Origin of the sequence: Chitinophaga agri (genome assembly GCF_010093065.1) — a bacterium.
GTDB classification, from domain to species: domain Bacteria; phylum Bacteroidota; class Bacteroidia; order Chitinophagales; family Chitinophagaceae; genus Chitinophaga; species Chitinophaga agri.
The window spans coordinates 887,348-911,692 of sequence record NZ_CP048113.1; the positions used below are offsets into that span (position 1 = coordinate 887,348).

The 24,345-nt window shown below is 48.9% G+C and carries 18 protein-coding genes; 13 read left to right on the forward strand and 5 right to left on the reverse strand.

Annotated elements, in window-relative coordinates:
* Positions 1–37 precede the first annotated feature (37 nt).
* Genes GWR21_RS03305 through GWR21_RS03315 form a run of 3 tightly spaced genes read left to right on the forward strand, consistent with a single transcriptional unit; the run spans position 38 to position 3,928 of the window.
* Entirely contained in the window at positions 38–1,210 is a 1,173-nt protein-coding gene (locus tag GWR21_RS03305; protein WP_162330360.1) for a trans-sulfuration enzyme family protein, read from the forward strand.
* A 47-nt stretch (positions 1,211–1,257) separates the two neighbouring features.
* Complete coding sequence (locus GWR21_RS03310; RefSeq protein WP_162330361.1) at positions 1,258–2,577, forward strand: amidohydrolase family protein; 1,320 nt, start codon at positions 1,258–1,260, stop codon at positions 2,575–2,577.
* A gap of 40 nt (positions 2,578–2,617) precedes the next feature.
* On the forward strand, positions 2,618–3,928 hold the full coding sequence (locus GWR21_RS03315; protein ID WP_162330362.1) for a YdcF family protein: 1,311 nt from the start codon (positions 2,618–2,620) through the stop codon (positions 3,926–3,928).
* On the opposite strand, the gene GWR21_RS03320 is transcribed toward GWR21_RS03315, so the two are convergent.
* Complete coding sequence (locus tag GWR21_RS03320; protein ID WP_162330363.1) at positions 3,873–5,135, reverse strand: dicarboxylate/amino acid:cation symporter; 1,263 nt, start codon at positions 5,133–5,135, stop codon at positions 3,873–3,875. The two genes, GWR21_RS03315 and GWR21_RS03320, sit on opposite strands and share 56 nt — an antisense overlap.
* Before the next feature lie 685 nt (positions 5,136–5,820).
* Between GWR21_RS03320 and GWR21_RS03325 the strand changes: the two genes are divergently transcribed.
* The 5 genes from GWR21_RS03325 to araA all read left to right on the forward strand — a co-directional run bounded on the left by GWR21_RS03325 (position 5,821) and on the right by araA (position 12,117).
* Positions 5,821–6,477, forward strand: a complete 657-nt coding sequence (locus tag GWR21_RS03325) for an HAD family hydrolase (RefSeq protein WP_162330364.1) — start codon at positions 5,821–5,823, stop codon at positions 6,475–6,477.
* Positions 6,478–7,363: 886 nt separating this feature from the next.
* Positions 7,364–8,068, forward strand: a complete 705-nt coding sequence (locus tag GWR21_RS03330) for an NUDIX hydrolase (RefSeq protein WP_162330365.1) — start codon at positions 7,364–7,366, stop codon at positions 8,066–8,068.
* 171 nt (positions 8,069–8,239) lie between these two features.
* Positions 8,240–9,883, forward strand: a complete 1,644-nt coding sequence (locus GWR21_RS03335; RefSeq protein ID WP_162330366.1) for a ribulokinase — start codon at positions 8,240–8,242, stop codon at positions 9,881–9,883.
* Positions 9,880–10,581, forward strand: coding sequence for an L-ribulose-5-phosphate 4-epimerase (locus tag GWR21_RS03340; protein WP_162330367.1), 702 nt, complete (start codon positions 9,880–9,882; stop codon positions 10,579–10,581). Before GWR21_RS03335 ends, GWR21_RS03340 begins: the two co-directional genes overlap by 4 nt.
* Before the next feature lie 30 nt (positions 10,582–10,611).
* Positions 10,612–12,117, forward strand: a complete 1,506-nt coding sequence (gene araA, locus GWR21_RS03345) for an L-arabinose isomerase (RefSeq protein ID WP_162330368.1) — start codon at positions 10,612–10,614, stop codon at positions 12,115–12,117.
* Between the two features lie 86 nt (positions 12,118–12,203).
* Here araA and GWR21_RS03350 read toward each other — a convergent pair whose 3' ends face one another.
* Both GWR21_RS03350 and queG read right to left on the reverse strand, forming a co-directional pair.
* Positions 12,204–12,746, reverse strand: coding sequence for an RBBP9/YdeN family alpha/beta hydrolase (locus tag GWR21_RS03350; RefSeq protein ID WP_162330369.1), 543 nt, complete (start codon positions 12,744–12,746; stop codon positions 12,204–12,206).
* A gap of 102 nt (positions 12,747–12,848) precedes the next feature.
* Entirely contained in the window at positions 12,849–13,775 is a 927-nt protein-coding gene (gene queG, locus GWR21_RS03355) for a tRNA epoxyqueuosine(34) reductase QueG (protein WP_162330370.1), read from the reverse strand.
* A gap of 95 nt (positions 13,776–13,870) precedes the next feature.
* Between queG and GWR21_RS03360 the strand changes: the two genes are divergently transcribed.
* From GWR21_RS03360 to clpB, 3 genes are all read left to right on the forward strand, one after another.
* Positions 13,871–15,889, forward strand: coding sequence for a DUF3858 domain-containing protein (locus tag GWR21_RS03360; protein ID WP_162330371.1), 2,019 nt, complete (start codon positions 13,871–13,873; stop codon positions 15,887–15,889).
* A gap of 69 nt (positions 15,890–15,958) precedes the next feature.
* Positions 15,959–17,824 (forward strand): DUF3857 domain-containing protein, encoded by a 1,866-nt coding sequence (locus GWR21_RS03365; RefSeq protein WP_162330372.1) that lies wholly within the window; start codon positions 15,959–15,961, stop codon positions 17,822–17,824.
* A gap of 155 nt (positions 17,825–17,979) precedes the next feature.
* Positions 17,980–20,595, forward strand: a complete 2,616-nt coding sequence (clpB, locus tag GWR21_RS03370) for an ATP-dependent chaperone ClpB (protein ID WP_162330373.1) — start codon at positions 17,980–17,982, stop codon at positions 20,593–20,595.
* A 117-nt stretch (positions 20,596–20,712) separates the two neighbouring features.
* Here the strand turns inward: clpB and GWR21_RS03375 are convergent, their stop codons facing one another.
* Entirely contained in the window at positions 20,713–21,279 is a 567-nt protein-coding gene (locus tag GWR21_RS03375; RefSeq protein WP_162330374.1) for a dihydrofolate reductase family protein, read from the reverse strand.
* A gap of 226 nt (positions 21,280–21,505) precedes the next feature.
* On the opposite strand from GWR21_RS03375, the gene GWR21_RS03380 reads away from it, so the two are divergent.
* Positions 21,506–22,120, forward strand: a complete 615-nt coding sequence (locus GWR21_RS03380; protein WP_162330375.1) for a hypothetical protein — start codon at positions 21,506–21,508, stop codon at positions 22,118–22,120.
* Positions 22,121–22,320: 200 nt separating this feature from the next.
* Positions 22,321–23,139: an ion transporter gene (locus GWR21_RS03385; protein ID WP_162330376.1), complete on the forward strand. Its 819-nt coding sequence runs from the start codon at positions 22,321–22,323 to the stop codon at positions 23,137–23,139.
* A gap of 282 nt (positions 23,140–23,421) precedes the next feature.
* Here the strand turns inward: GWR21_RS03385 and GWR21_RS03390 are convergent, their stop codons facing one another.
* The gene (locus GWR21_RS03390; protein WP_162330377.1) at positions 23,422–24,219 is read right to left on the reverse strand and encodes an SDR family oxidoreductase; all 798 of its coding nucleotides are present in this window, start codon (positions 24,217–24,219) and stop codon (positions 23,422–23,424) included.
* Between the last annotated feature and the right edge of the window lie 126 nt (positions 24,220–24,345).

Consider the following 24,345-nt stretch of genomic DNA (forward strand, 5'->3'; position numbering starts at 1 on the left):
ATTCAACAATTTTCATCAAACTTAAAAACACAAAGAGATGAGCACAATCACACAACTGATCCATTCTATTCCCGTAGACCCACAGACCGGCGCCATCGCAGTGCCCATCTACCAGACTTCCACCTTTGTACAGGAAGCGCCCGGCGTTAACAAGGGCTATGACTATGCACGTACCAATAACCCGACCCGCGAAACACTGGAGAAGATCGTTGCCCAGCTGGAAGACGGCGCCACGGGTATTGCTTTTTCCAGCGGTCTTGCCGCCATTGACGCTATCCTGAAACTGTTGCAGTATGGAGACGAGATCGTCGCTGTAGATGATATTTACGGAGGTGCCTTCCGGTTATTCAATAAAGTATACCAGAAGTTCGGCATCAAAGTAACCTATGTTGATACTTCGGATGTGCAGGCGGTATTCAATGCCATCACTCCCAGGACAAAGCTCATATGGCTGGAAACGCCTACCAATCCCACCCTGAAGATCTCCGACATTGCCGCACTGGCAAAGATCGCCGCTGCCAGCAAATGCCTCTTCTGTGTAGACAATACCTTCGCCTCTCCCGTGCTGCAACAGCCGTTAAATTTAGGTGCCGATATCGTTATTCACAGTGCTACCAAATATCTCGGCGGACATAGCGACCTGATAGCCGGCGTAGTAGTGACCAAAACGCCCGAACTGGGTGCCGAGATAAAATTCTATCAGAACGCCTGTGGCGCCATCCTCTCGCCATTCGACAGCTTCCTGCTGATCCGTGGTATAGAGACCCTGCATCTGCGTGTAAGGCAGCATTGTAGTAATGCTCAGCAGATAGCAGCATACCTGGCGATACATCCATTGGTAGACAAAGTTTTCTACCCTGGACTACCGTCCCATCCCGGACATGAAATTGCAAAGAAACAGGCCAAAGGTTTCGGTGGTATTGTCTCCTTTACCCTGAAAGAAGACACGGAGGCGGCTGCACTGGCGTTTGTGACGTCCACGCAGTTGTTTAAACTGGCAGAAAGCCTGGGCGGTATTAAAAGCCTGCTATGTCACCCGGCAGGAATGACGCATAAATCCATCCCCGGCGAAACCCGCAGAGCGGCCGGAGTAGCGGATAGTCTCATCCGTTTGTCCGTCGGACTGGAAGAACCGGCCGACCTCCTTTCAGACCTTGATCTTGCCTTTCATAAAATTCAGCAGGCGACCGGGTCTGTTTTAAGTCTATAGTTTCGTAGTTTGCAGTTCCGGATGATCCAAACTGCAAATTGTTAACTATGTTAAAACCGATGTTATTCAGTGTTTGTCTTTCCGCTATATGTTTGTATACCAATGCGCAGGACAACACATCATTTATAATTAAAGATGTTACGCTGATTGACGGGAGCGGGCAGCCTGCCCGTTCTAATGTCAGTCTTGTGGTCAGCGATGATACGATCGCGGCCATATTACCCGCTGGCATCAACTATCCTGTGAAAGTTGCGGAAGAGATCAACGGGGCAGGCAAAACGATCATGCCATTGATGGTTGATGCCCATTGTCATGTAGGTATCCTCAAAGGCACTACGATCGCCAGCCAGCACTTCACTCCCGACAATGTTTCCCGTCAGCTGAATAAATATCTCCAATACGGTATCGGTACCGTGTTAAGTCTCGGTACGGACCAGCCACAGGGTTTCATGCTCCGTGATGCCTCCCGTGCTGACATGCTGGGAGGGGCTTCCTATTATACTGCTGGTTTTGGCTTCGGCGTGCCCCGTGGTACACCACCGGCGGCCTTTGGCCCGAGCATCCTCCGTCCGGGTAGTGCAGATGAGGCCCTGCAGCAAATGCAGCACCTCGTTACCCTGAAACCTGATTTTATCAAGATCTGGGTAGATGGTGCCCCCCGTATGCTCCCCGAGATCTATCGGGCGATCATCACTGAAGCACATGCCAACAATATCAAAGTAGCCGCCCACGTTTACTACCTGGAAGATGCACGTCAGCTGGTAGATGCCGGTATTGACGTACTCGCCCACAGCATCCGTGACCAGGAGGTGGATGATGCACTGATCAGGGCCATGAAGCTGAAGAACGTGTTTTATATCCCCACCCTCTGTATAGAAGAATTCGGACTGGTCTATGGCGCCGCCAGCCCCGGATGGTTCACTGACCCTTTTTTCGTGCGTTCCCTGGAACCAGGTGCATGGGACCTGCTGAACAGCGACGCCTATCGCAAACAACAGCAGGAAGATAAGGACAGGGACCGTAAGATCAGGGCCTTTGCGATCGCGAAAACCAATCTGCATAAAATGGACAGCGCCGGTGTGAAGATCGCTATGGGCACTGATTCAGGCGCACAACCAGTCAGGGCGCAGGGCTTCTCCGAACACCGGGAATTACAGCTGATGACAGCAGCCGGCATTCCTGCTGTAAAAGCGATCAGTTATGCCAGCCGGAATGGTGCCGCCCTACTGGGAATAGATAAACAGACCGGCACCTTACAGCCGGGTAAGAAGGCAGACTTTATACTGCTGGATGCAGACCCGCAACTGGATGTCAGAGCTACGCAAAATATCAGCGGCATCTGGAAGAACGGGAAACAGATACGATAACTAAAAGGGGGGCGTTGCCAACACGCCTCAGGGTAAAAATATGAGATCAGCATTAAACATCGGCCTATGCCTGTTATTATCTGCAATGACATTAACGGGGTATGGGCAGACCAGAAAAAAGAAATCAGCGAAGGGTAAATCAAAAGCCAGGACAACGGTGAGAGCAGCAGCACCAAAGGTCACAGGACCTGTTTACACCACAGCACAGCAGGTACAGATGAGAAAGTCTTTCTTCCTGCTGTATGTATTGGAAAGAAAAGGAGCAGCACATGATATGGTGTTGAAGAGCACCGCGTTTAACCGTCTCGCAGCGGAACGCCAGGAAAGGCTGAAGGCGGCTTACAGCGATTGTGGTGATGCCGCGTGTATCGGTACTGCATTGTTATGGACAGCGGAAGATATCAGGGAAGCCGGAGAGGAGTTCAAGCGCCTCACCATTGCCGATACTGATATGGCGCAGTTAGTAGAGCGCCTGAAGATAGAATCCCGTTATCCGGTATATAACGATGCCTCAGATACGACCTTTATACGTAAAGCATGGGAAGATGTTGCGGCAGGTATGAACCATGTCTACAAAGTATACCTGCAGGCCGTACCACCCCGCTATCCAAAGATCGATTCGATCTCTTTCAGACCATCCGATCCGGCGTTCGTACAGAAGGTGAAGGCCGCTACCCAGCAGGTGCTGACAGCCGGTGCAGGGAACACCTTCTTCAAACCATCTTTGCTTGCGTCACTAAAAGCGCTGGAGATCAACGGCCGGGATGAGGCCACCCGCTATGAACCTTTATACAAGGGCAGCAATGCAGCACCTTTCTCCAAGTCAAGAAGGATCAACTGGAATGCGTATAAATATACCGCTATCCTCGTACCAGGTGCCGGCCCGGGTAAGGCGGGCGCCTCGATGGACAGTATGGGCGCCTACCGTTGCGGACTGGCGGCTGAACAGTACAGAAAGAACATGGCTCCTTTCATTATTGTTTCCGGTGGACATGTCCATCCTTACAAAACACCGTTCTGCGAAGCAATAGAAATGAAAAAATATATGGTGAGCAAACTGGGTATTCCGGATAGCGCCGTGATCATAGAGCCGCATGCAAGGCATACGACGACCAACATCAGGAATGCTGTCAGACTGGCTTCTTTATTCAATATGCCTGCTGCAAAGCCGATGTTGATCGTGTCAGATGCGTTTCAGTCACTGGCGATAGAAAAAATGGCGATCCGTTTTATTAACGAGATCGGCTATCTGCCATATAAGGGAATAGAAAGAAGGAGCAATACGGAAAATGTGATCATGCCTGACCTGCGGGCATGGCAGCAGGACCCTGAAGATCCGCTCGATCCTTAAGCCAGTTGCGCCCTTTTATCACCCTGGTTACCATCATGGCGGCTACCGTATCTCCGGTGGCATTCAGAATGGTAGCCAGGGGATCTACCAGGGTACCGATCACCATCACAGCCGGTAAGGCTTCTATAGGAAAACCATATACAGACATTACCAGCAGTTCCCCGATATATCCTCCGTTAGGAATACCCCCTTCCACAATACTCACGATCACTGTTACGCCCAACGCCAGCAGCACAGTGTCTACGCCTGTCAGCGGCCGACCGAACATGGCGAATACCACCCCGATCTTTATAACAGAAGAGATACTGGAACCATCTTTATGCAAGGGGCCACCCAATGGTACCACTACGTTGCCGATGTGCTCAGGGATGCCCATGCGCTGTGCGGCGATCAGGTTAGCTGGCATCGTGGCGATACTGCTGCAGGAGCCGAGCGCCGTAAAGGCAGGCACAAGGTTATGCTTCCAATAGAGCTTCACACCAGCGAAACCACCCGCCAGAAAGGCATATACACTGAATAATACAAGGAAGTAAAAGAAGCCGAATCCATAGTATAAAGCCATGGAACTGGCATAGGTACCGAACAGCTGCGGACCAAGCGTTCCCACCTGATAGGCAAAGTAAGCGCCGAGACCTATCGGCCCGAGTAACATAATGAGTTCAAGCAGGGACTTCATCACCTCATTGCCGGAATGCAGGAAGTTCCGGAATGCCTTACCGGCATCACCTGCTTTCAGGGCAGCAAAGCCGGTGAGCGCCGAGAAGATAATGAAAGGCAGCATATTCCTGCGTGACAGCAGTTCAAAGAATTCGCCTACCGTCAGCAGTCGTACGATCTGCTCACCAAAACCGGCAGGGTGCATATCCGGATCTTCCGTAAACGTACCCGGCGCCACCGCCTTCAGCGGAAAGATCCAGATGGCAACGATGGTCAGGAAGGCCGATACAAGCACGGTACCCAGGAATACAAGGCTCATCACAGAAATGACCTTACCCACTTTCTGACCGGTATCAATATTGGCAATGGCAGAAGCGATGGCAAAGAACACCAGCGGGATGACAGCTGTAAAGAGCAGGTTCAGGAATATATCGCCGATCGGTTTGATCACCTCTACCTGTTTACCAAAGATCAGCCCCAGGATACTGCCGGCAATAATGCCGCCTAGTAGGGTCAGCAGGCTGCTGTAATTTTTAAGAATATTGCGCATAGGTCAAATATATTGAAAAGTCTGTTTGCCCGGTATGCATACACGGAAGCAGCCGGGTAGGAGCAGGCGGCTGTATTACCCGAAAAATTTAATTGTTAAATTGACATTTATCATTAACTTGCACCCAGTAGCGATTGTTGTTTGCCAATAAAGAGAGCAAGGTAATTCCACAGAATATGAAGACTGATCCGACCGGCAAAACTTCCCGTGAAAAAATCAGGAATCAGGAATGAGCAATCAGTGCGCCATCAGGCATGATAGTGCTGCTTTATAATCAACGTATGCCATTTGCAGGTCAAATGCGTCCGGGTAGCGCTTTCGGCTGAATTACATAAGAAATTAAGCACCAGGAATGAGGGATTAGTGCGCTGGAAAGCATGATAGTGCTGCTTTACTATCATCGTACGCCATTTGCAGGTCAAAGACGTCCGTCAAAACAGCAGGTTGTACGCCGGGCTTGTGACTCTATAAGATCAATTCTCAATTCCTCGTTAAAACTGTTTCTGCGAGCTGCATGCAAATTTCCCAGGTAATTTTTGCCGCATGCGGCCGATTCAATAACGTGAACTAGGTCGGCGAAGGTCGAAATCATTCGACCTTCTATTTTTTCCTTCACCTCATGCCTGACATAGGCACTCTTCCCTGAATTGATTAGCTTTGAGCCTGCAAATCGTAAAACAGGCATATGAAAAAGGCATTTATTTTTGACATGAACGGCACAATGATCGATGATATGGAGTATCATCTGGAAGGCTGGTTTAACATCCTGAATAATGACCTGGGTGCAGGTATGACCCGGGCGGCAGTAAAGAAAGAGATGTATGGTAAGAACCAGGAGCTGCTGGTCCGTATTTTTGGGAAAGACCGTTTTACAGCTGCAGAAATGGATGAATTATCCATGGAGAAAGAACGCCGTTATCAGCAGGCATACCTGCCGCATCTGCGGCTGATCGATGGACTGGAGGCATTCCTGGCAGCGGCTGAAAAAGAGGGTATCGGGATGGGTATCGGCACGGCCGCCATTCCTTTTAACGTAGACTTTGCACTGGATAACCTGCACATCCGCCATTACTTTAAAAGCATTGTCACTGCGAATGATGTAGCGACCAGCAAGCCCAATCCGGAAGTATTCCTGAAGGCCGCGGAGGAACTGGGCGTAGATCCTGCTAACTGTATCGTATTTGAAGATGCGCCTAAAGGCGTGGAAGCCGCAGCAAATGCAGGCATGAAGGCGGTGGTCCTGACCACTATGCACACGGTGGAAGAGTTCAGTGCCTTTGATAATATCCTGACCTTTGTACCGGATTATACTACGCTGACGGTACCAGCGTTGTTCAGGTAAGCCTTTTATTTACTTAACTGTATAAGAATGAGGAGGGTGTGTCAAAAGTAATTTTGACACACCCTCCTCATTTTTGTATACCCATATGCACCGGAATGGCAGCTGATGACCTCCTGATCAGGTTACGTTACCGTCACTAAAAGGGCACTATAAGGTCACTTCAAGGGCATCTCAATATCCCCTGGATATCGAAGTGCCCTTGAGATGTCCTTATGATGTCCTTATGGTGCCCTTTTAGTGAGCATATCAGTTGCCTTTTTCACTAATAATAAAAGCTTATAAAACAGATACATATGCGGGTTGACATACCTGGTTCAATGGGGATGGTGCGGGCAGCAGGTGTACGCCGTTCATGCCAGGCGTCCGTCGTCCGTGGTCATGGGCTGGCTGGTTTACGTTAATCCTACCCTATGGGAAGTCGTATTAACGTAAGGCGTATCACCTGCTGCAGATGTTTTGGCCGAAAACAACAGGGCCAGGGTCACTATTTTTTAGAATAGGCATAACGTAGGACAGTACGCGTAGTAATCCGCTGTTTACTGCACGCTGTATCATTCCTGTCCATAATACAGCCGTTTTTGTCCTGCTGGCGGGACGAGCCGGTCATCGGTGACCCGCGCTCAGAAAATGGTGCAGCATCGTGAGCCGGAGTGCCTGTCAATACTGCTATCGCAGGCATTTACGGTTCCTTTGAAACGCGCATGGATATGCCTGCTCATACAGTAGTTTTTGTCTGCAGTAAAGACCATTTATTTCTCCGGTAAAAAATAATTGTAAAATTGACATTTAAAGTTCTATATTGTGAGGAAATAAGCAGTCTGTGGTTTAAAATGCTGGCAATATCAACGGGGTGCTTTATATTAGCGGAATTAAACTCCTGGAAAGTATGACACGTTATTCCCGGCAAACCCGGATGCTGGTAGCTGTAGACTGTATAATTTTCGGTTTTGACGGGCAGGATCTCAAGCTTTTGCTGATTAAGCGCGGTTTTGAACCAGAAAAGGGTAAATGGAGCCTGATGGGAGGTTTCGTACAACCTGATGAAGATCTTGAACATGCGGCAGCCCGTACGCTGACCAAGCTGACAGGACTGGACGGGGTATATATGGAGCAGTTAGGCGCTTTTGGTGACCCGCAGCGGGACCCAATGGAAAGAACGCTATCTATTGCCTATTTTGCCCTTATCGACATCAACCAGTATAAGCAGCAGATCACCGACGAGTACAAGGCTGAGTGGTTCCCACTCAGAGATGCGCCTAAACTTATCTTCGATCACGCCCACATGGTCACAGAAGCGCAGGCCAGATTAAGATACAAAGCGGCGATCCACCCGCTGTTGTTCGAGTTGCTGCCTACAAGGTTCACCATCCCTCAGTTACAGATACTGTTCGAAGCAGTATATGATGCCGGCTTCGATAAGCGTAACTTCAGCAGAAAGGTGCTTTCTACCGGGCTGCTGGTTAAACAAAAAGAAAAAGAGAGGGCTACTTCCAAAAGGGGAGCATTCTATTATAAGCTGGACAAAAGAAAATACAGCGCCAAATTCCACGCCTTCCTCAATTTTGTTTCCGATCCGGGAAATTTGAAATAGGCCATCACTGATATGATGGTCACTGCGCAAACAGTGATAATCATATCAGCGTTTTTTTGCCTGTTTTTATAATTGTCGTTTTGACAATAAAGTAGACACAAACGATTATTCATTTTAAAATAAGCTGCTGTTTTCTGCCGCCGGGCAGAACGCACGTCAGGAATGTACGTTATGGAAAATTCATTTGTAATAGGGGTTGACTTTGGTACTGATTCGGTACGCGCGCTCGTTGTGCATACACAAACGGGGCAGGAAGCCGGTAGTGCGGTACATTATTATCCCCGCTGGCAGAAAGGATTATACTGTGATCCTGCCACACAGCAATACAGGCAACATCCCCTTGACTACCTCGAAGGTCTGGAGCATAGCATCCGTGAAGCTTTACAGCAATGCCCCGCCGGTACCGCCGCTCTCGTAAAAGGGATCGCCGTTGATACGACGGGCTCGACACCCGGTCCTGTGGATGAAACGGGTACGCCGCTGGCCTTATTACCCGGTTTCGAAGAGAACCCGAACGCTATGTTCGTGCTCTGGAAAGACCATACGGCCAATAAAGAAGCGGCCCTGATCAATGACATCGCACATAGCAACGGCATGGATTATACCCAGTACAGTGGTGGTATCTACAGCAGCGAATGGTACTGGGCCAAGATCCTGCACGTTATCACGGAAGATGGCGCCGTGCGTGAGAAGGCGGCTTCCTGGGTGGAACACTGTGACTGGATACCGGCAGTGCTGACCGGCAATAACAGCATGGACACCCTATTACGCAGCCGTTGCGCGGCAGGCCATAAAGCCATGTGGCATGCCTCCTGGGGCGGATTACCTCCGAAGACTTTCCTGGAAAAACTCAGTCCGGCACTTACCAGATACGACCAGACTTATACCGACACCGTAGACGCAACTGTTCCTGCCGGCACCATCAGTAAAGAATGGGCGGCTAAACTGGGACTGCCCGAAGATGTAGTGATCGGCACCGGTGCCTTCGATGCCCACATGGGCGCTGTAGGCGGTGGTATCCAGTCATACGCGCTGTGTAAGGTGATCGGTACCAGCACCTGCGACATCCTCGTAGCACCGATGGAAGAAGCAGGCCACCTTTTCGTAAAAGGTATCTGCGGCCAGGTAGACGGCTCTGTTATACCAGGCATGCTGGGACTGGAAGCCGGGCAATCTGCCTATGGCGATGTATTTGCCTGGTTACGCAAACTGATCATGGGGCCGCTCTATGCCCTCATGCCGGACGATAAAGAAAAACTGGCGGAGGTAGAAGGTAAACTTCTCGCTTACCTGTCGCAACAGGCACAGCAACTGCCGCTGAAAGATAATGATCCGCTGGCGCTCGACTGGTTCAATGGCCGTCGCACGCCGGATGCCAATCACACACTGAAAAGTACGATCACCGGTCTGCACCTTGGTATTGATGCCATACAGCTCTTTAAAGCACTGGTAGAGGCAACTGCCTTCGGGGCACAAAGTATTGCAGCACGTTTCCAGCAGGAAGGTATCGCCATCAATGAAGTGATCGCACTCGGTGGGGTGGCCAAGAAATCTGGCTATGCCATGCAGGTACTGGCAGATGTGATGAACAGGCCGATCCGGATCGTGAATAGTGAAAATGCCTGCGCATTGGGTGCTGCCATGTTCGCGGCCGTGGCAGCAGGTATCTATCCGGATATTGATCAGGCCCAGAAAGCCATGACTTCCGGGTTTGAGACCACCTGGCAGCCACGCCAGGAGAATGTTCCGTATTACGCTGCCCGTTATCGCAAATTTCAGGAACTGGGCGCCATCACCGAAAAACTACATGTATGAGCAACCGTTATCAGGGCATAAAAGAGCAGGCTTACGAAGCCAATATGCAATTGCCAGCACTGGGACTGGTACTCTTCACCTTTGGCAATGTGAGCGTGGCTGACCGTGCTGCAGGTGTATTTGCCATCAAACCAAGCGGCGTGCCTTATGTACAGCTGTCGCCGGATAAGATGGTGATCGTTGATTTCGACGGACAAACAGTTGAAGGCAGCGGACGTCCATCCTCCGATACCAAAACACACGCGGTACTCTATAAACACTGGGAAGAGATCGGCGGTATCGTACATACACATTCCACCTACGCAACAGCATGGGCACAGGCCCAGCGGGATATTCCGGTGTACGGTACTACACATGCCGATCACCTGACAGCGGATGTACCCTGTGCGGCGCCGATGAGCGATGAGATGATCAAAGGCAATTATGAATATCAGACCGGCTTTCAGATCATACAATGCCTGCAGGAGAGAGGCTTGTCCTATAAGGATGTGGAAATGATGCTGGTAGGCAATCACGCTCCCTTTACCTGGGGTAAAACGGCTGATAAGGCCGTGTATAATGCCGCAGTACTGGAGGAAGTGGCCCGGATGGCTTTTCTGACGGAAAGCATACGCCCGGAATGTCCCAAACTGAAAGACGCACTTATTAAAAAACATTTTGAACGCAAACACGGGCCTGATGCTTACTATGGTCAATAACGCCCGGCATCACCTATAAATTCCAACAGCATGATACAGTTGAAGCAATTTGAAGCCTGGTTCATTACAGGCAGCCAGCATCTATATGGAGAGGAAACGTTAAAGCAGGTAGCGGCGCATGCTGAAAAGATCGCGCAGTCGCTCAGCAATGAAGCGAATATACCGGTACGCATTGTGTTTAAGCCGGTGGTAAAAACGCCTGATGAGATCTATCGCATCTGCCAGGAGGCCAATACAGCGCCTGACTGTATCGGTGTGATCGCGTGGATGCATACCTTCTCTCCGGCCAAGATGTGGATCGGAGGACTGAAAATACTGCAACGTCCTTTGCTGCACCTGCATACGCAGTTCAACCGTGATATCCCCTGGGGAGACATCGATATGGATTTTATGAACCTGAACCAGTCCGCTCATGGCGACCGTGAGTTTGGTTTTATGATGTCAAGGATGCGCATGGACCGTAAAGTAGTGGCCGGCCACTGGCAGGATCCGGATGTTGTTTCGGAAATTGGTACATGGCTGCGTGCTGCCGCCGGCTGGTTTGACTGGCAGGGCGCCCGTTTTGCCCGTCTGGGAGATAATATGAGACAGGTGGCCGTGACCGAAGGTGATAAGGTAGAAGCGGAACTCCAGTTCGGCTATTCCGTAAACGGTTATGGCATTGGTGACCTGGTAAAATATATTAAGGAGATTGGCGACAGCGCGATCGGTAAACTGATAGAAGAGTACCATGACACCTATACACTGGCCGCTGGTTTGCAGAAAGGCGGCGCACAGCATGCCTCGCTGATAGAAGCAGCACGTATCGAACTCGGTATGCGCGCCTTCCTGGAAGAAGGTAAATTCAAAGGATTCACAGATACCTTCGAAGACCTGCATGGCATGGAGCAGTTGCCCGGTATAGCAGTACAACGTCTGATGGCAGATGGTTATGGTTTTGGCGGAGAAGGGGACTGGAAGACAGCGGCGCTGGTAAGGGCAATGAAAGTAATGGGAAGCGGTTTGCCAGGTGGTAACTCATTCATGGAAGATTACACCTATCACTTTGATCCGGATAACAGACTGGTACTCGGCGCGCACATGCTGGAGATCTGTTCTTCCATTGCGAGTGGTAAACCTACCTGCGAGATCCACCCGCTGGGAATAGGCGGCAAGGCTGATCCGGTAAGACTGGTGTTTAACGTAGATGGCGGTCCGGCTATCAACGCGTCTGTGATCGATATGGGTAACAGGTTCAGACTCCTGGTAAATGAAGTGGAAGCGGTAGCGCCGCTGCATGAGCTGCCTAAATTACCGGTAGCCAGAGTACTGTGGAAGCCATATCCGGACATGCGTACAGGTTGTGCGGCATGGATCCAGGCAGGTGGAGCACACCATACCGGTTACAGCCAGAACCTCACGGCGGCGCATATGCAGGATTTCGCGGATATGGCAGGTATTGAATTTGTGAAGATCGGCAAACAGACAGACCTCTACCAGTTCCGTAACGAATTACGCTGGAACGATGCGTTCTACCTGATGAAAGGATTTAAATAAGTAATAGATCAATAGTGGCTGAGTAAAGCCAATGATGACGTGGAATATCAATCGCCGTCCCGCCTCGCGCGGGATGGCTTTTTTTATTACAGCGTATGCCAGTTCCTGACCAGCTCCGTCAGCAGCGTCTGACCTACCGGCCATTCACCCAGATCAGAGTCCGCATTGATGTGTCCTTTCTCGCCGGCATTGACGAAACGGCTACCCCAGGCATCAGCAAAGGACCGCGACCTTTCCGGCGAGGCATACTGGTCATTGGTACTGGATACCACAATACTTTTAAAAGGCAGTGTGGCCATCGGAATAGGCGCAAATCCATGGGCTTCTTCAGGAAATCCCGGTCTCTCGGCATCTGCCGGTGCGACCAGTAGGGCGGCTCTGATACTTAGCTTCGTGTGTTGGGCCCAGTGAGCCAGGGCGATACATCCCAGGCTGTGGGCGGCGATCACCACATCCGGCCCTGCTTCGGCAACGGCTGCCTCGATCGTTTGTATCCATTCACTCATTTCGGGTGCGTCCCAGTTTTGCTGTTGAATGCGTTTGTATCCGGATGTTTTCTCCCAGATACTTTGCCAATGAAGCGGACCAGAACCATGTAGACCTGGTGCAGTCAGTACGTTAACTTCCATAAAACAGACCTTTTTAAAAATACTCCTTTAGCAAGACAGATGATGGTATAACTGGCATTAGGGAATAACAAAGTACTAAAAAGGAATAAAAAAGCAAATAGCCTAACCGTTAACAAAACGCAAATTTCGCCGGATACCGGCGTATTTTGACCTTTTCATAGGAGAACGGCGGAAGATGCGCTTAAATTCTTCCTCGGTCAGTTCCTCCCAGTCCTTCGTGGAAAAATTAAGGATCTCGGGGATGGGGGTGAATTCAACGGTCTTATTAGGTTTGGAAAAGCGGTTCCACGGACATACATCCTGGCATACGTCACAGCCGAACATCCAGTTATCAAACTGACCCTTCATGTTATCAGGTATCAGCAGGTCTTTGAGTTCGATCGTGAAATAGGAGATGCAACGGCTGCCGTCTACAACGCCTGGTTCAACGAGGGCGCCAGTAGGGCACGCATCCAGGCAACGCGTGCAGGAGCCACAGTAGTCACCTACCGGACCGTCATATTCCAGGTCCAGGTCAGTGATCAGCGTGGCAATAAAAAAGAAGGAACCGGCCTGTTTATGGATAAGATTACCATTCTTGCCCAGCCATCCCAGTCCGCTGCGTTGTGCCCAGGCTCTTTCCAGCACGGGCGCCGAGTCTACGAATCCACGGCCGCTTACAGCGCCAAACTCCTCCTGCATCCTGGCGAGGAGGGTATTGAGCTTAGCTTTGATAACTTCGTGGTAATCATGTCCGTAGGCGTATTTGGAGATCTTCGGGGCATCGGTCAGCTGTTGTTCATGCGGGTAGTAGTTCAGCAGGAGGGTAATGACCGATTTCGCACCGTCTACCAGCTTCCGCGGATCGATCCGCTTATCGAAATTGTTCTCCATATAGTGCATGGAACCATGCATCCCCTTATGAAGCCACTTTTCCAGCCGGCGCGCATCATCGTCCAGCTGCACCGCCTTCGCAATGCCACAGTGGTCAAAACCGAGGTCAGCTGCATGCTGCCTGATAAACGCCGTATATTTTGCCCTAAGTTCCATGAACCATGCAAGTTACGTAAAAATAAAAGTTTACTACTCCAAGTAACGGATATCAAATTTGCCTACCTTCATCCCCAAAATCCTTATAACCTGATATGCGTAGCAGATCTATTGTATTCCCCTTGCACCTCGTAGTAGGGTGCCTGATTTCATGTGCAGCATTTTCCCAGTCTAAAATCAAGTTCGGTAAGATCACCCCCGAAGATTTTAAGGCCACAACGTTCGAGAAAGATACTTCAGCGCATGCGGTTATCATCGCAGACATTGGATCATCTGCCTATGAAGCCGACAGGGACGACCTCCATATGATTTTTAAAAAGTACAAACGTATTAAGATCATTGACAAGAATGCCTATGATGAAGCCACTGTCAAAGTAGGGCTTTATCACGAAGGTGCAACCGAGGAGAGACTCGTGAACGTAAAGGCATCTGCCTATAACCTGGTCAACGGACAGGTTGTAGAAACAAAAATGGATAGTAAAAGTATCTTCACTGACAAGGTTGACAAAGATGTCAATGTCAAGAAGTTTACGATCCCTGATGTAAAAGAAGGTACTATTATCGAGTACCAGTACACTGTCAATTCTCCCTGGAAATACTCGCTGCGTGGCTGGGTGTTCCAGGATGAATACCCGGTCATGCTGAGTGAGTACACGGTGACCATTCCTGAGTTTTACGATTTCGTATTCATGAAACAGGACGTCGGTGGTTTGCTGAAACACAAGGCAAATATCGAGCGGCAGAATTTTACCCTGCACATTGCGTCCAGTCCTACGGCAGCAGCAGAACGTTACAGCTTGTCGGCGAACACTACTGAAAATGTCTGGAGTGCCGAAAATATCCCGGCGCTGAAGGAGGAAAGTTATACGACTTCTCTGAGTAACCACATTACCAAAATTGAATTTCAGTTGTCAGCGATCAAGTTCCCGGACTCACCGGTAAGACCGTATATGTCTACCTGGGAGAAGTTCTCGGACGAGATGCTGAAAAGTGAAGACTTTGGCGCTGACCTGAGTAAGAACAACGTTTTCCTCGGGGATGTGGTGGACGGTTTGGTGGCTGGTCTGAAAGATGATACAGCCAGGGCACGCCGTATCTATAACTATGTAAGAACTAACTTCACCTGTACCGACCATTCCGGTTTGTTTCTCAGTAAGTCGCTGAAGACGGTATTCAGCTCCCACAATGGTAACGAAACAGACCTGAACCTGCTCCTGATCGCTATGCTCCGCCGTGCTAAACTGCAGGCTGCCCCTTTGATACTCAGTACACGCGACCATGGTGTGACACATGAACTGTATCCGCTCAGACAACGTTTCAACTATACCGTTGCTGCACTGACGGTTGACTCGCTGACGTATTTTATGGACGCTTCTCATCCCTACCTCGGCTTCGGACGCCTGAGTAACTCCTGCTATAACGGTCACGCACGTCTGTTGCTGAACAACACAACGGCCGTGCCTGTCTATCTGAATCCGGACGATCTGCTGGAGCAGAAAACGACCTATGTAATGGTAATGGCTGGCGAGAATGGTACACTGAAAGGTAGCTACCAGCAGGCGCCGACTTATTTTGAGTCCTGCGCTATCCGGTCTGCGATCAAGGATAAAGGCAAGGATACCTATTTCAAAGGGCATGAAAAAGAGTTCGGTGAAGAAGCCACTATCAGCGGCGTAGAACTGGAGGACCTGGCAGATAATGAAGTACCGCTCAAAGTAAAATACGACTTTGAAATGAAGCCGGACGAATCAGGTATGCTATATATTAATCCGCTGTTCAAAGAGGCAACGACAACAAACCCTTTCAAATCAGAGACCCGTTTCTACCCGGTGGAAATGCCATATGTGGTAGATGAAAGCTATACCCTGAATATGATGGTGCCGGATGGTTACACGGTAGAAGAACTGCCTAAATCAGCCGTTGTAAAACTCAATGAGTCAGATGGCGTATTCCAGTACCTCATCCAGCAGAGTGAGAATAATATTCAGTTCCGCTCCAGGATCAAACTGAACAGGGCTGTATTTGCACCGGAAGAATATCCAGAACTGCGCAGATTCTTTGACATGATCGTAAAGAAACAATCAGAACAAATTGTACTGAAAAAGAAAAGCTAACCAATGTTATCCTCTTTAATGAAACAATATAGATACGCAGTCTGTTACTGCGTATTTTTCCTCCTGTTTATGGCCCCCGCATTCGCAGGCGATCCGGTCTACCCGGCTATGCTGATACCGGATTCGCTGAAGAAGAATGCGCATGTGGTAAAACGTTTGGAGGAAGTCACTGTAAAGATCAATGATCCCGGGGATGTGCGTGTCACGACGCATTACGTGATCACCGTTCTGGACCCGAAGGGAGAAAGATACGCCCGTATGTACGAGTACTACGACAAACTGCAGGACATCCGTTCTATCAGAGGGACGTTGTATGATGAACTGGGTATGCCGGTAAAGAAACTAAAGCAAAGCGACATAGAGGATTTGAGCGGCACGGGTAGTAGCTCCCTGATGACGGACGATCGTGTAAAGCGGCATGCGTTTTATCACAATATCTACCCCCATACCGTAGAATATGAAATAGAAGTGAAATATAATCACTCTTTTTACCTCCCGTCATGGTATCCACAGGAAGACGAATGTATTGCTGTAGAGCAGAGTAAGCTATTAGTGATCGCTCCAAAAGACTATATCATGCGGTACAAGGCGACGAACTGTAAGGGAGAGCCTGTAAAAGGCACAGAGGGTTCCAGCAGCACTTACACCTGGGAGGTTAAAAACCTGTGTGCAGAAGAGGAAGAACCGTATACGCCCCGCTGGACGCAGCGTATGCCGGCTGTTCTGTTGGCGCCTTCCTCGTTTGAGATGCAGAAGTATAAAGGAAATATGACCACCTGGGAGGAGTTTGGTCATTTCTACTACGACCTGAATGCAGGTCGTGACGTGTTACCGGAGCATGTAAAACAGACTGTACATCAGCTTACGGATGGCAAAAGCAGGGAAGAGAAGATCGCGAAGTTGTATGGCTATCTGCAACAGAATACCCGCTATGTCAGCATCCAGCTTGGTATCGGCGGCTGGCAGACATTTGATGCCAACTATGTGGCGACGAAAGGATATGGCGATTGTAAGGCGTTGTCCAACTATATGTGTGCGCTGCTGAAGGAAGCCGGCATTAAAGCCAATTGTGCCCTTGTTCGTGCAGGCGCCCAGGAGAACGATATTGTACAGGCTGATTTTTCGTGTTCGCGTTTTAATCACGTCATCCTCTGTATACCTGATAAAAAAGATACTACATGGCTGGAATGCACCAGCAATACGGCGCCGGTAGGATATCTCGGAGAGTTTACGGCCGACAGGTTAGTATTGCTGGTAGACGAAAATGGCAGTAAGCTGATTCGCACGCCAGTATACCCGCTGGAAAGTAATCTCCAGACGCGTACGATCAATGCCGTGATAGACGCATCAGGCGACATGAAGCTGAGAGCTGCTACGCGGTACAGCGGTTTGCAGCAGGATCATCTGCACGCCAGGGTTAACGGCCTGACGAAAGACAAGATCCTGGAAGGCTTAAGAGAAGCGGGGTTCTTCTCCAGTTATGATGTGACGGGATATGACTGGAGGGAACAGAAATCAGTCCTGCCATTTATTGACGAACAAATGGACATTTCTGCACATGCATATGCCACTGTAACGGGCAAACGTATGTTCATTGAGCCTAACCTGCTGAATAAGTCGTCCGGAAGGCTCTCAGCCGATTCCACCCGTAAGTCAGCCATTTACCTGAATTATTCCTATAGGGACGTAGATAGCGTTAAAATCACCATTCCTGAGGGCTATACGGCGGAGGCAGTACCGCAACCGGTATCACTGGACAGCCAGTTCGGCAAATATTCCAGTAAAGTGACCCTGGAAGGGAATATGATCGTTTATGTACGTGCGATCGATCATAAGGGCGGTCATTACCCGGCCAGCGCTTATGGCGACCTGGCGAAGTTCTATAATGCCATGTACAAAGCTGACCGGGGCAGGATTGTGCTGGTCAAAAAGTGAAATAATTGCAGTCTGGTACCGGAAAATCTGTAAAAAGAGCAGTCCGGTACCAATCTTTCTGACAAAATGCCCCTATTGTTAACCTTGGATCGTGATTTGTTGTTCTTTATATGTCCGATTGGAAATACTACACATAAGGAGAAAACAAACTGTATATGAATCTGAACAACTTCACTATCAAATCGCAGGAAATACTGCAACAAGCGCAGCAGCTCGCCTTTAACGGTCAGCAGCAGGCCATCGAAACAGGGCATTTGCTTAAGTCCCTGATAGATGACGAAGACAGTGCTATAGACTATTTACTTAAGAAGAATAATATAAATATCAACTTCCTGGCTTCAAGACTGGAAGATCAGATAAAAAAGTACCCACGCATTTCCGGAGGGGAAGGGGGACAGGTATTAAGCCGTGACGCAAACAGCGCTATGCTGAGGGCCGGTGCCAGTATTAAGGAATTTAAAGATGAATTTGTCAGTGTTGAACACTTATTGCTCGGGATACTGGGTGGAAGCGACGAGACTGCCAAATTGCTGAAAGATGCGGGTTTGACAGAAAAAGGTCTTAAAACCGCTATCAAAGATCTCCGTAAGGGAAGTACAGTTAACTCTCAAACAGCCGATACCCAGTATAATGCGCTGCAGAAATACGCGAAGAACCTGAACGAACTGGCACGTGCTGGTAAACTTGACCCGGTGATTGGTCGTGATGAGGAGATCCGCAGAACGTTACATATCCTTTCCCGCCGTTCCAAAAACAATCCGATCCTGGTCGGAGAACCAGGGGTAGGTAAGACGGCTATCGTGGAAGGGCTGGCGCATCGTATCATTAACGGAGACGTGCCGGAAAACCTCCGTTCTAAGATCATCTACGCCCTGGATATGGGGGCACTGATGGCAGGTGCGAAATACAGAGGTGAATTTGAAGAACGATTGAAATCAGTGATCAAAGAGGTGACAGATAGTAACGGGGAACTGGTGCTCTTCATAGATGAGATCCATACCCTGGTGGGCGCTGGTGCGATGGAAGGCGCTATGGATGCTGCCAACATTCTGAAACCTGCGCTGGCCCGCGGCGAACTGCGTGCTATCGGAGCCACCACACTGAATGAATATCAGAAATATTTCGAGAAAGATAAAGCCCTGGAACGCCGTTTCCAGAAAGTAATGGTAGATGAGCCAAGCGTAGAAGATGCGATCTCGATCCTGCGAGGATTGAAAGAGCGTTACGAAAGCCATCACCATGTACTGATCAAAGACGAAGCAATTATTGCAGCCGTAGAACTGTCGTCCCGCTATATTACAGACCGTTTCCTGCCGGACAAGGCAATCGACCTGATAGACGAAAGTGCTGCTAAGCTCCGCCTGGAAATGAATTCTATGCCGGAAGAACTGGACGAACTGGAACGCCGTATCAGACAGCTGGAAATCGAAAGGGAAGCGATCAAACGTGAGAATGACGAAGACAAACTGCGTGAGCTGAACGCCGACATTGCGCGGCTGGGAGAACAGCGTAGCACGTTTAAGGCAAAATGGCAGGCGGAGAAGGAGATAGTGGACAAGCTGCAAAGTGCGAAAGGTGATATAGAAAACCTGAGGCTGGAAGCGGAACAGGCAGAACGTAACGGGGAATACGGCCGTGTGGCTGAGATCCGTTACGGTAAAGTGAAAGAACAGGAAGAACTGGTAGCCAGGTATACAGCAGAGCTGAATGAAATGTCGGCAGACCATAAAAGGTTGCTGAAAGAGGAAGTAGATGCAGAAGATATTGCGGAAAACGTCGCCAAAGCCACTGGTATCCCAGTATCGAGAATGCTGCAGAGCGAGCGTGATAAACTGCTGCATCTGGAAGAAGAGCTTCATAGACGTGTGGTAGGACAGGAAGAAGCGATCATCGCAGTTTCTGACGCCATCCGCAGAAGCCGGGCCGGCTTACAGGACCCTAAACGTCCAATAGGCTCATTTATCTTCCTTGGAACCACCGGTGTAGGTAAAACGGAGCTGGCGAAAGCCCTGGCTGAATACCTTTTCGATGACGATTCTATGATGACGCGCATCGACATGAGTGAATATCAGGAAAAACACGCGGTTAGCCGTCTGATAGGTGCGCCTCCGGGATACGTAGGTTACGATGAAGGCGGACAATTAACCGAAGCAGTGAGACGTAAGCCTTATTCCGTAGTATTGCTGGATGAGATAGAAAAGGCACACCCGGATACTTTTAACATTTTGCTGCAGGTATTAGATGATGGCCGCCTGACCGATAATAAAGGTCGTGTGGTGAACTTCAAAAATACCATTATTATTATGACCAGCAATCTGGGTAGTCAGATCATCCAGGAGAATTTTGAACGGATTGATGATACTAACCGGGAGTATGTAGTGGACGCGACCAAGACGGAAGTGATAAATTTACTGAAGCAAACGATCCGTCCTGAGTTCCTGAACCGCGTAGATGAAGTAATTATGTTCCAGCCATTGCTTCGCAATGAAATTAAAGGAATAATTAACATTCAGTTACAACAGTTGAAACAGCTGGTAGCGCAAAATGGCATGATATTGGAGTTCTCTGATTATGCGCTTGACTATCTCGCTGTTCAGGGGTATGATCCGCAATTCGGAGCAAGACCGCTGAAAAGATTGATTCAAAAAGAGATCACGAACCTGCTGAGTAAAAAGATCCTGGCAGGGGACATTGATAAATCCAAGCCGGTGTTGATTGATGTGTTTGATGGCGTAGTAGTCGTTAGAAACAATCATGCAGTAGGCGCATAAGACATTTTCTATTCAAATACGACGATATACAGTTACGAATACCCGGATAATTCTTTATCCGGGTTTTTTATTGGCGGGATTTATTCTGTAATGCCGTATCTACGACGGCTATTATTGTTAAGCCTTTTTATATTGCATGCAAACCACCCCATTGGCAAAAGTCTTTGTACTAACCAATGTAAGCGGCGTTATCCCATTCACATTTTTGAAAAGCGGCATGCCTTCACCCAGCAACACAGGGTTTACAAACAGCCAGAATTCATCTACTAAATCGTATTGTAACAGTGAGTGGGTAGCGGACGGACTACCGAATATCAGGATCTCTGTACCTTCCTGTTGCTTGATAGCTTTGATACGATGTTCCACATCTCCGCTAATGAAGGTTGTATTGGGTAATTCGTCGCCAGCTATACTCTCAGACAGCACAATTTTACCTGCCTGTTTATACCAGGCCGCATGCTCAATATCATGTTGACTGGCATTAGGCTGGTCAGCGGCAGTAGGCCAGTAGCCTTCCATCATTTGCCAGGTCACGCGGCCGTACAATGCAGTGTCACTGTTGCTGACACGGTCGCCGACATATCCGAAGATCTCCTCATCCACTTTGATCCAGTCCATTTCACCATTAGGACCGGCTACATATCCATCTAAAGAAACATGAAAAAACGAAACGAGTGTACGCATACTGGAATTATTTTGGGGCAAACTTACGGTCCACAGCTCATTTCAATAATGGCTAAACGGGACAAACATGCGGGCGTGATCTGACACATGTAAGAATCTGTATATTTTACTATAACTTGTGCCAGCCTTGTACAGCTTGCAGGAAGCATCGCTTTGGCAGGGACTATTTCCCCGTTAAGCCGTGCAGTTATCGCGGTCGCTGGACAGGGTGTAAACTATAACATCCATGTCAAAAACAGCCAGAGAGGAGCGTCTCTTAAGTTGGATACACGCAGGACGACTGTTAGTAAGTCAGCCACCCATTATCCGTTATTCCGTTTTCGTTCTCATTGTATTACTCTGTTTAACAACAGCAGACAGTTTTGCGCAGGTGATTGATAGTCTTACTTCCCCTGCGCCGGCTTCCGTTTACAACAATGGGACAGTTGACGTGCAGGAAGATAATTTTAAGATATTCCTGATAATATTCGGTAGCTGCGTAGTTGCAGCGGCCTTTATGACTGCCATTGCAGTCGGGTGTCTTGTGGCTATCATACTGGCAGTAGTTATCGTACTGGCGATCTGTGGTATCACTTCGGCTTCTCTTGCTGCGGGATTCGTCAGGAGGTCATGGACATCTGGTTTAAAGACGTTCCTGTGCCTTTCCACCATCACCATCAGCACAGCAGGAGGCATTCCTGTAGCGTGGATGATTTCCATCTTAACCCAGCGGCCGCTATCTATAGCTGCAACCGTTGTCATTGGGCTGACGGGAGGTATGATCGGCGGGGTGTTCTTGTATTGGCTGCTTGTAATACTGGGTCGTGAGGCAAGGTACTATTTTAACCGCTTGATGGCGTGATGGCAGCACATGAAAATATTGCGGAAAGCAGGTAACCGGCACTATGATGGTCCGGTTACCTGCTTTTATGGTGCCAGTGCTACCACCAGCTTGGCAGCAACTATTATGTAAGTCCGTAGCGAAAAGTGTTTTACATTTAACGTATTGACGGGTATTAACAGCTGGCAGCAGCGGCCCGGCAAGCAGCATAACTGGAAATTATGGAGCAGGATACAAAAGTTACATGGAGGAATAAACTGCATAATATTATCTATGAATCAAACACGGTAGCGGGCAAGATCTTTGACGTTGCCTTGTTGGTCCTGATCATTTTAAGTATCGTCGTTGTCATGCTGGATAGTATTCAGAGCTATCATCAGCGATATGGTGAGCTGTTTCATATCCTGGAATGGTCTTTCACCTTTTTATTTACACTGGAGTATCTCCTTCGTTTGATAAGCATCAGGAAGCCCTTGTTGTATGTTACTTCATTCTTTGGGATCATTGATCTGCTGGCCATTCTGCCGTCTTACCTGAGTGTATTTGTGGTAGGGGCGCAGTCGCTACTGGTGCTCCGGGCGCTAAGGCTACTACGCATATTCCGGATCTTTAAGTTAACACATTTCCTGACTGAGATAGATTTCCTTCAGACCGCTGTTTCCAGCAGTCTGAAGAAGATCACTGTCTTTATGATGGTCGTGCTCTTTACAGTCATTATACTTGGATCAGTCATGTACCTCGTCGAAAATGGTGAAAACGGTTTTGCCAGTATTCCGGATAGTATCTATTGGGCGATCGTTACGATCACGACTGTGGGCTATGGAGATATTGCACCAGTGACACCGGTAGGTAAGTTCATTGCCTCCATCATGATGTTTATCGGGTATGGCATTATCGCTGTGCCGACAGGCATTGTGACCAATGAAATGGTGAACGCTACACGCAGCAGGAAGCATGGTCATGAAACGTGCCCTGGTTGTGGAAAAGAAGGGCATGACAGAGATGCGGTGCATTGTAAATATTGTGGTACTTTGTTGTGAGCTATACTATTTGTAGTGTAGCTTTAACCGCTATCAATAAAAAAGGGGAATCATATCAGACCTGATCGAAACCTTCCACGTCCTGGAAAAGCCAAGCAATGACCAGGGAATTAACATCGAATTTTCTGAACCTATGGATATTGCGGACGTCGGAGATGTAGTGGCACAAGCTAACTTTACCTTTCAGATTGAGGGCGCAATGAAGGAACTTACCACTTTTTGTATACTGACCAAAATAAGAACAGCCCCGGTGGTCATTACTTACCGGGGCTGTTTATGCAGTTAGTTAACTACCGGAAAATTACCGCCGTCAATAACAAGATTTGCCCCGGTGATGTACGAGGCCGCAGGTGTAACAAGGAAGCACACCAGTTCCGCCGTTTCTTCCGGCTCGGCCATTCTTCCCAGGGGCACACCGCCGACTCTGTTGAAAAGCTGCTGCGTCATTTCTTCTACCGTGATACCCGCCTGTTTTGCATAGTCTTCCAGGAAGGCGGACATAGCTTCTGTTTTATTCAGCCCCGGAGATACGGTGATCACCCTGATGCCTTTACCGGCAACTTCAGTAGCCAGGGCCTTGCTATAGGTATTCAGTGCCGATTTTGCGGTGCTGTAGGCCATGGTAGACTCCCAGATGGGAAACGAACCGCTGGTAGAGGATATGTGGATGATCACACCACTCTTCTGCGCCAGCATGGCGGGCAATAACGCCCTGTCCAGGCGAACGGAGGAAAGCAGGTTTACCTGCAGCGCCTGGTCCCAGTGTTCATCTGTCAGTGTGCTAAATCCGCCGCCTGGGAATGTGTTTGCACCCATGTTATTGATCAGTATATCTATGCGCCCGAATTGTTCATGGATGGTGTTGGCTACTTTGTTCACCTCTTCCGCCCGCGATAAGTCTGCTGCGATAAAGGTATATGTTGTGTGCTGCTCCTCCGGTTGATGACGCGCAGTGACGATCACAGTGGCGCCGGACTGCTCCAGTTTCCTGACGATCGCTTTGCCAATACCTTTTGTGCCCCCGGTGACCAGGGCGATCTTACCTTGTAATATCCCGTTATTCACTTGTGTACTTTCCATGCTATTCGTTTTTGAATGTTTGTTATTGATTAAGGAAATAGATTTACATTAGTTTCATAAAGTAACTAAAACTGTTACTGTTAAAACATCTCACCCCACTAATTGGCGGTTACGTTGATGTAACTA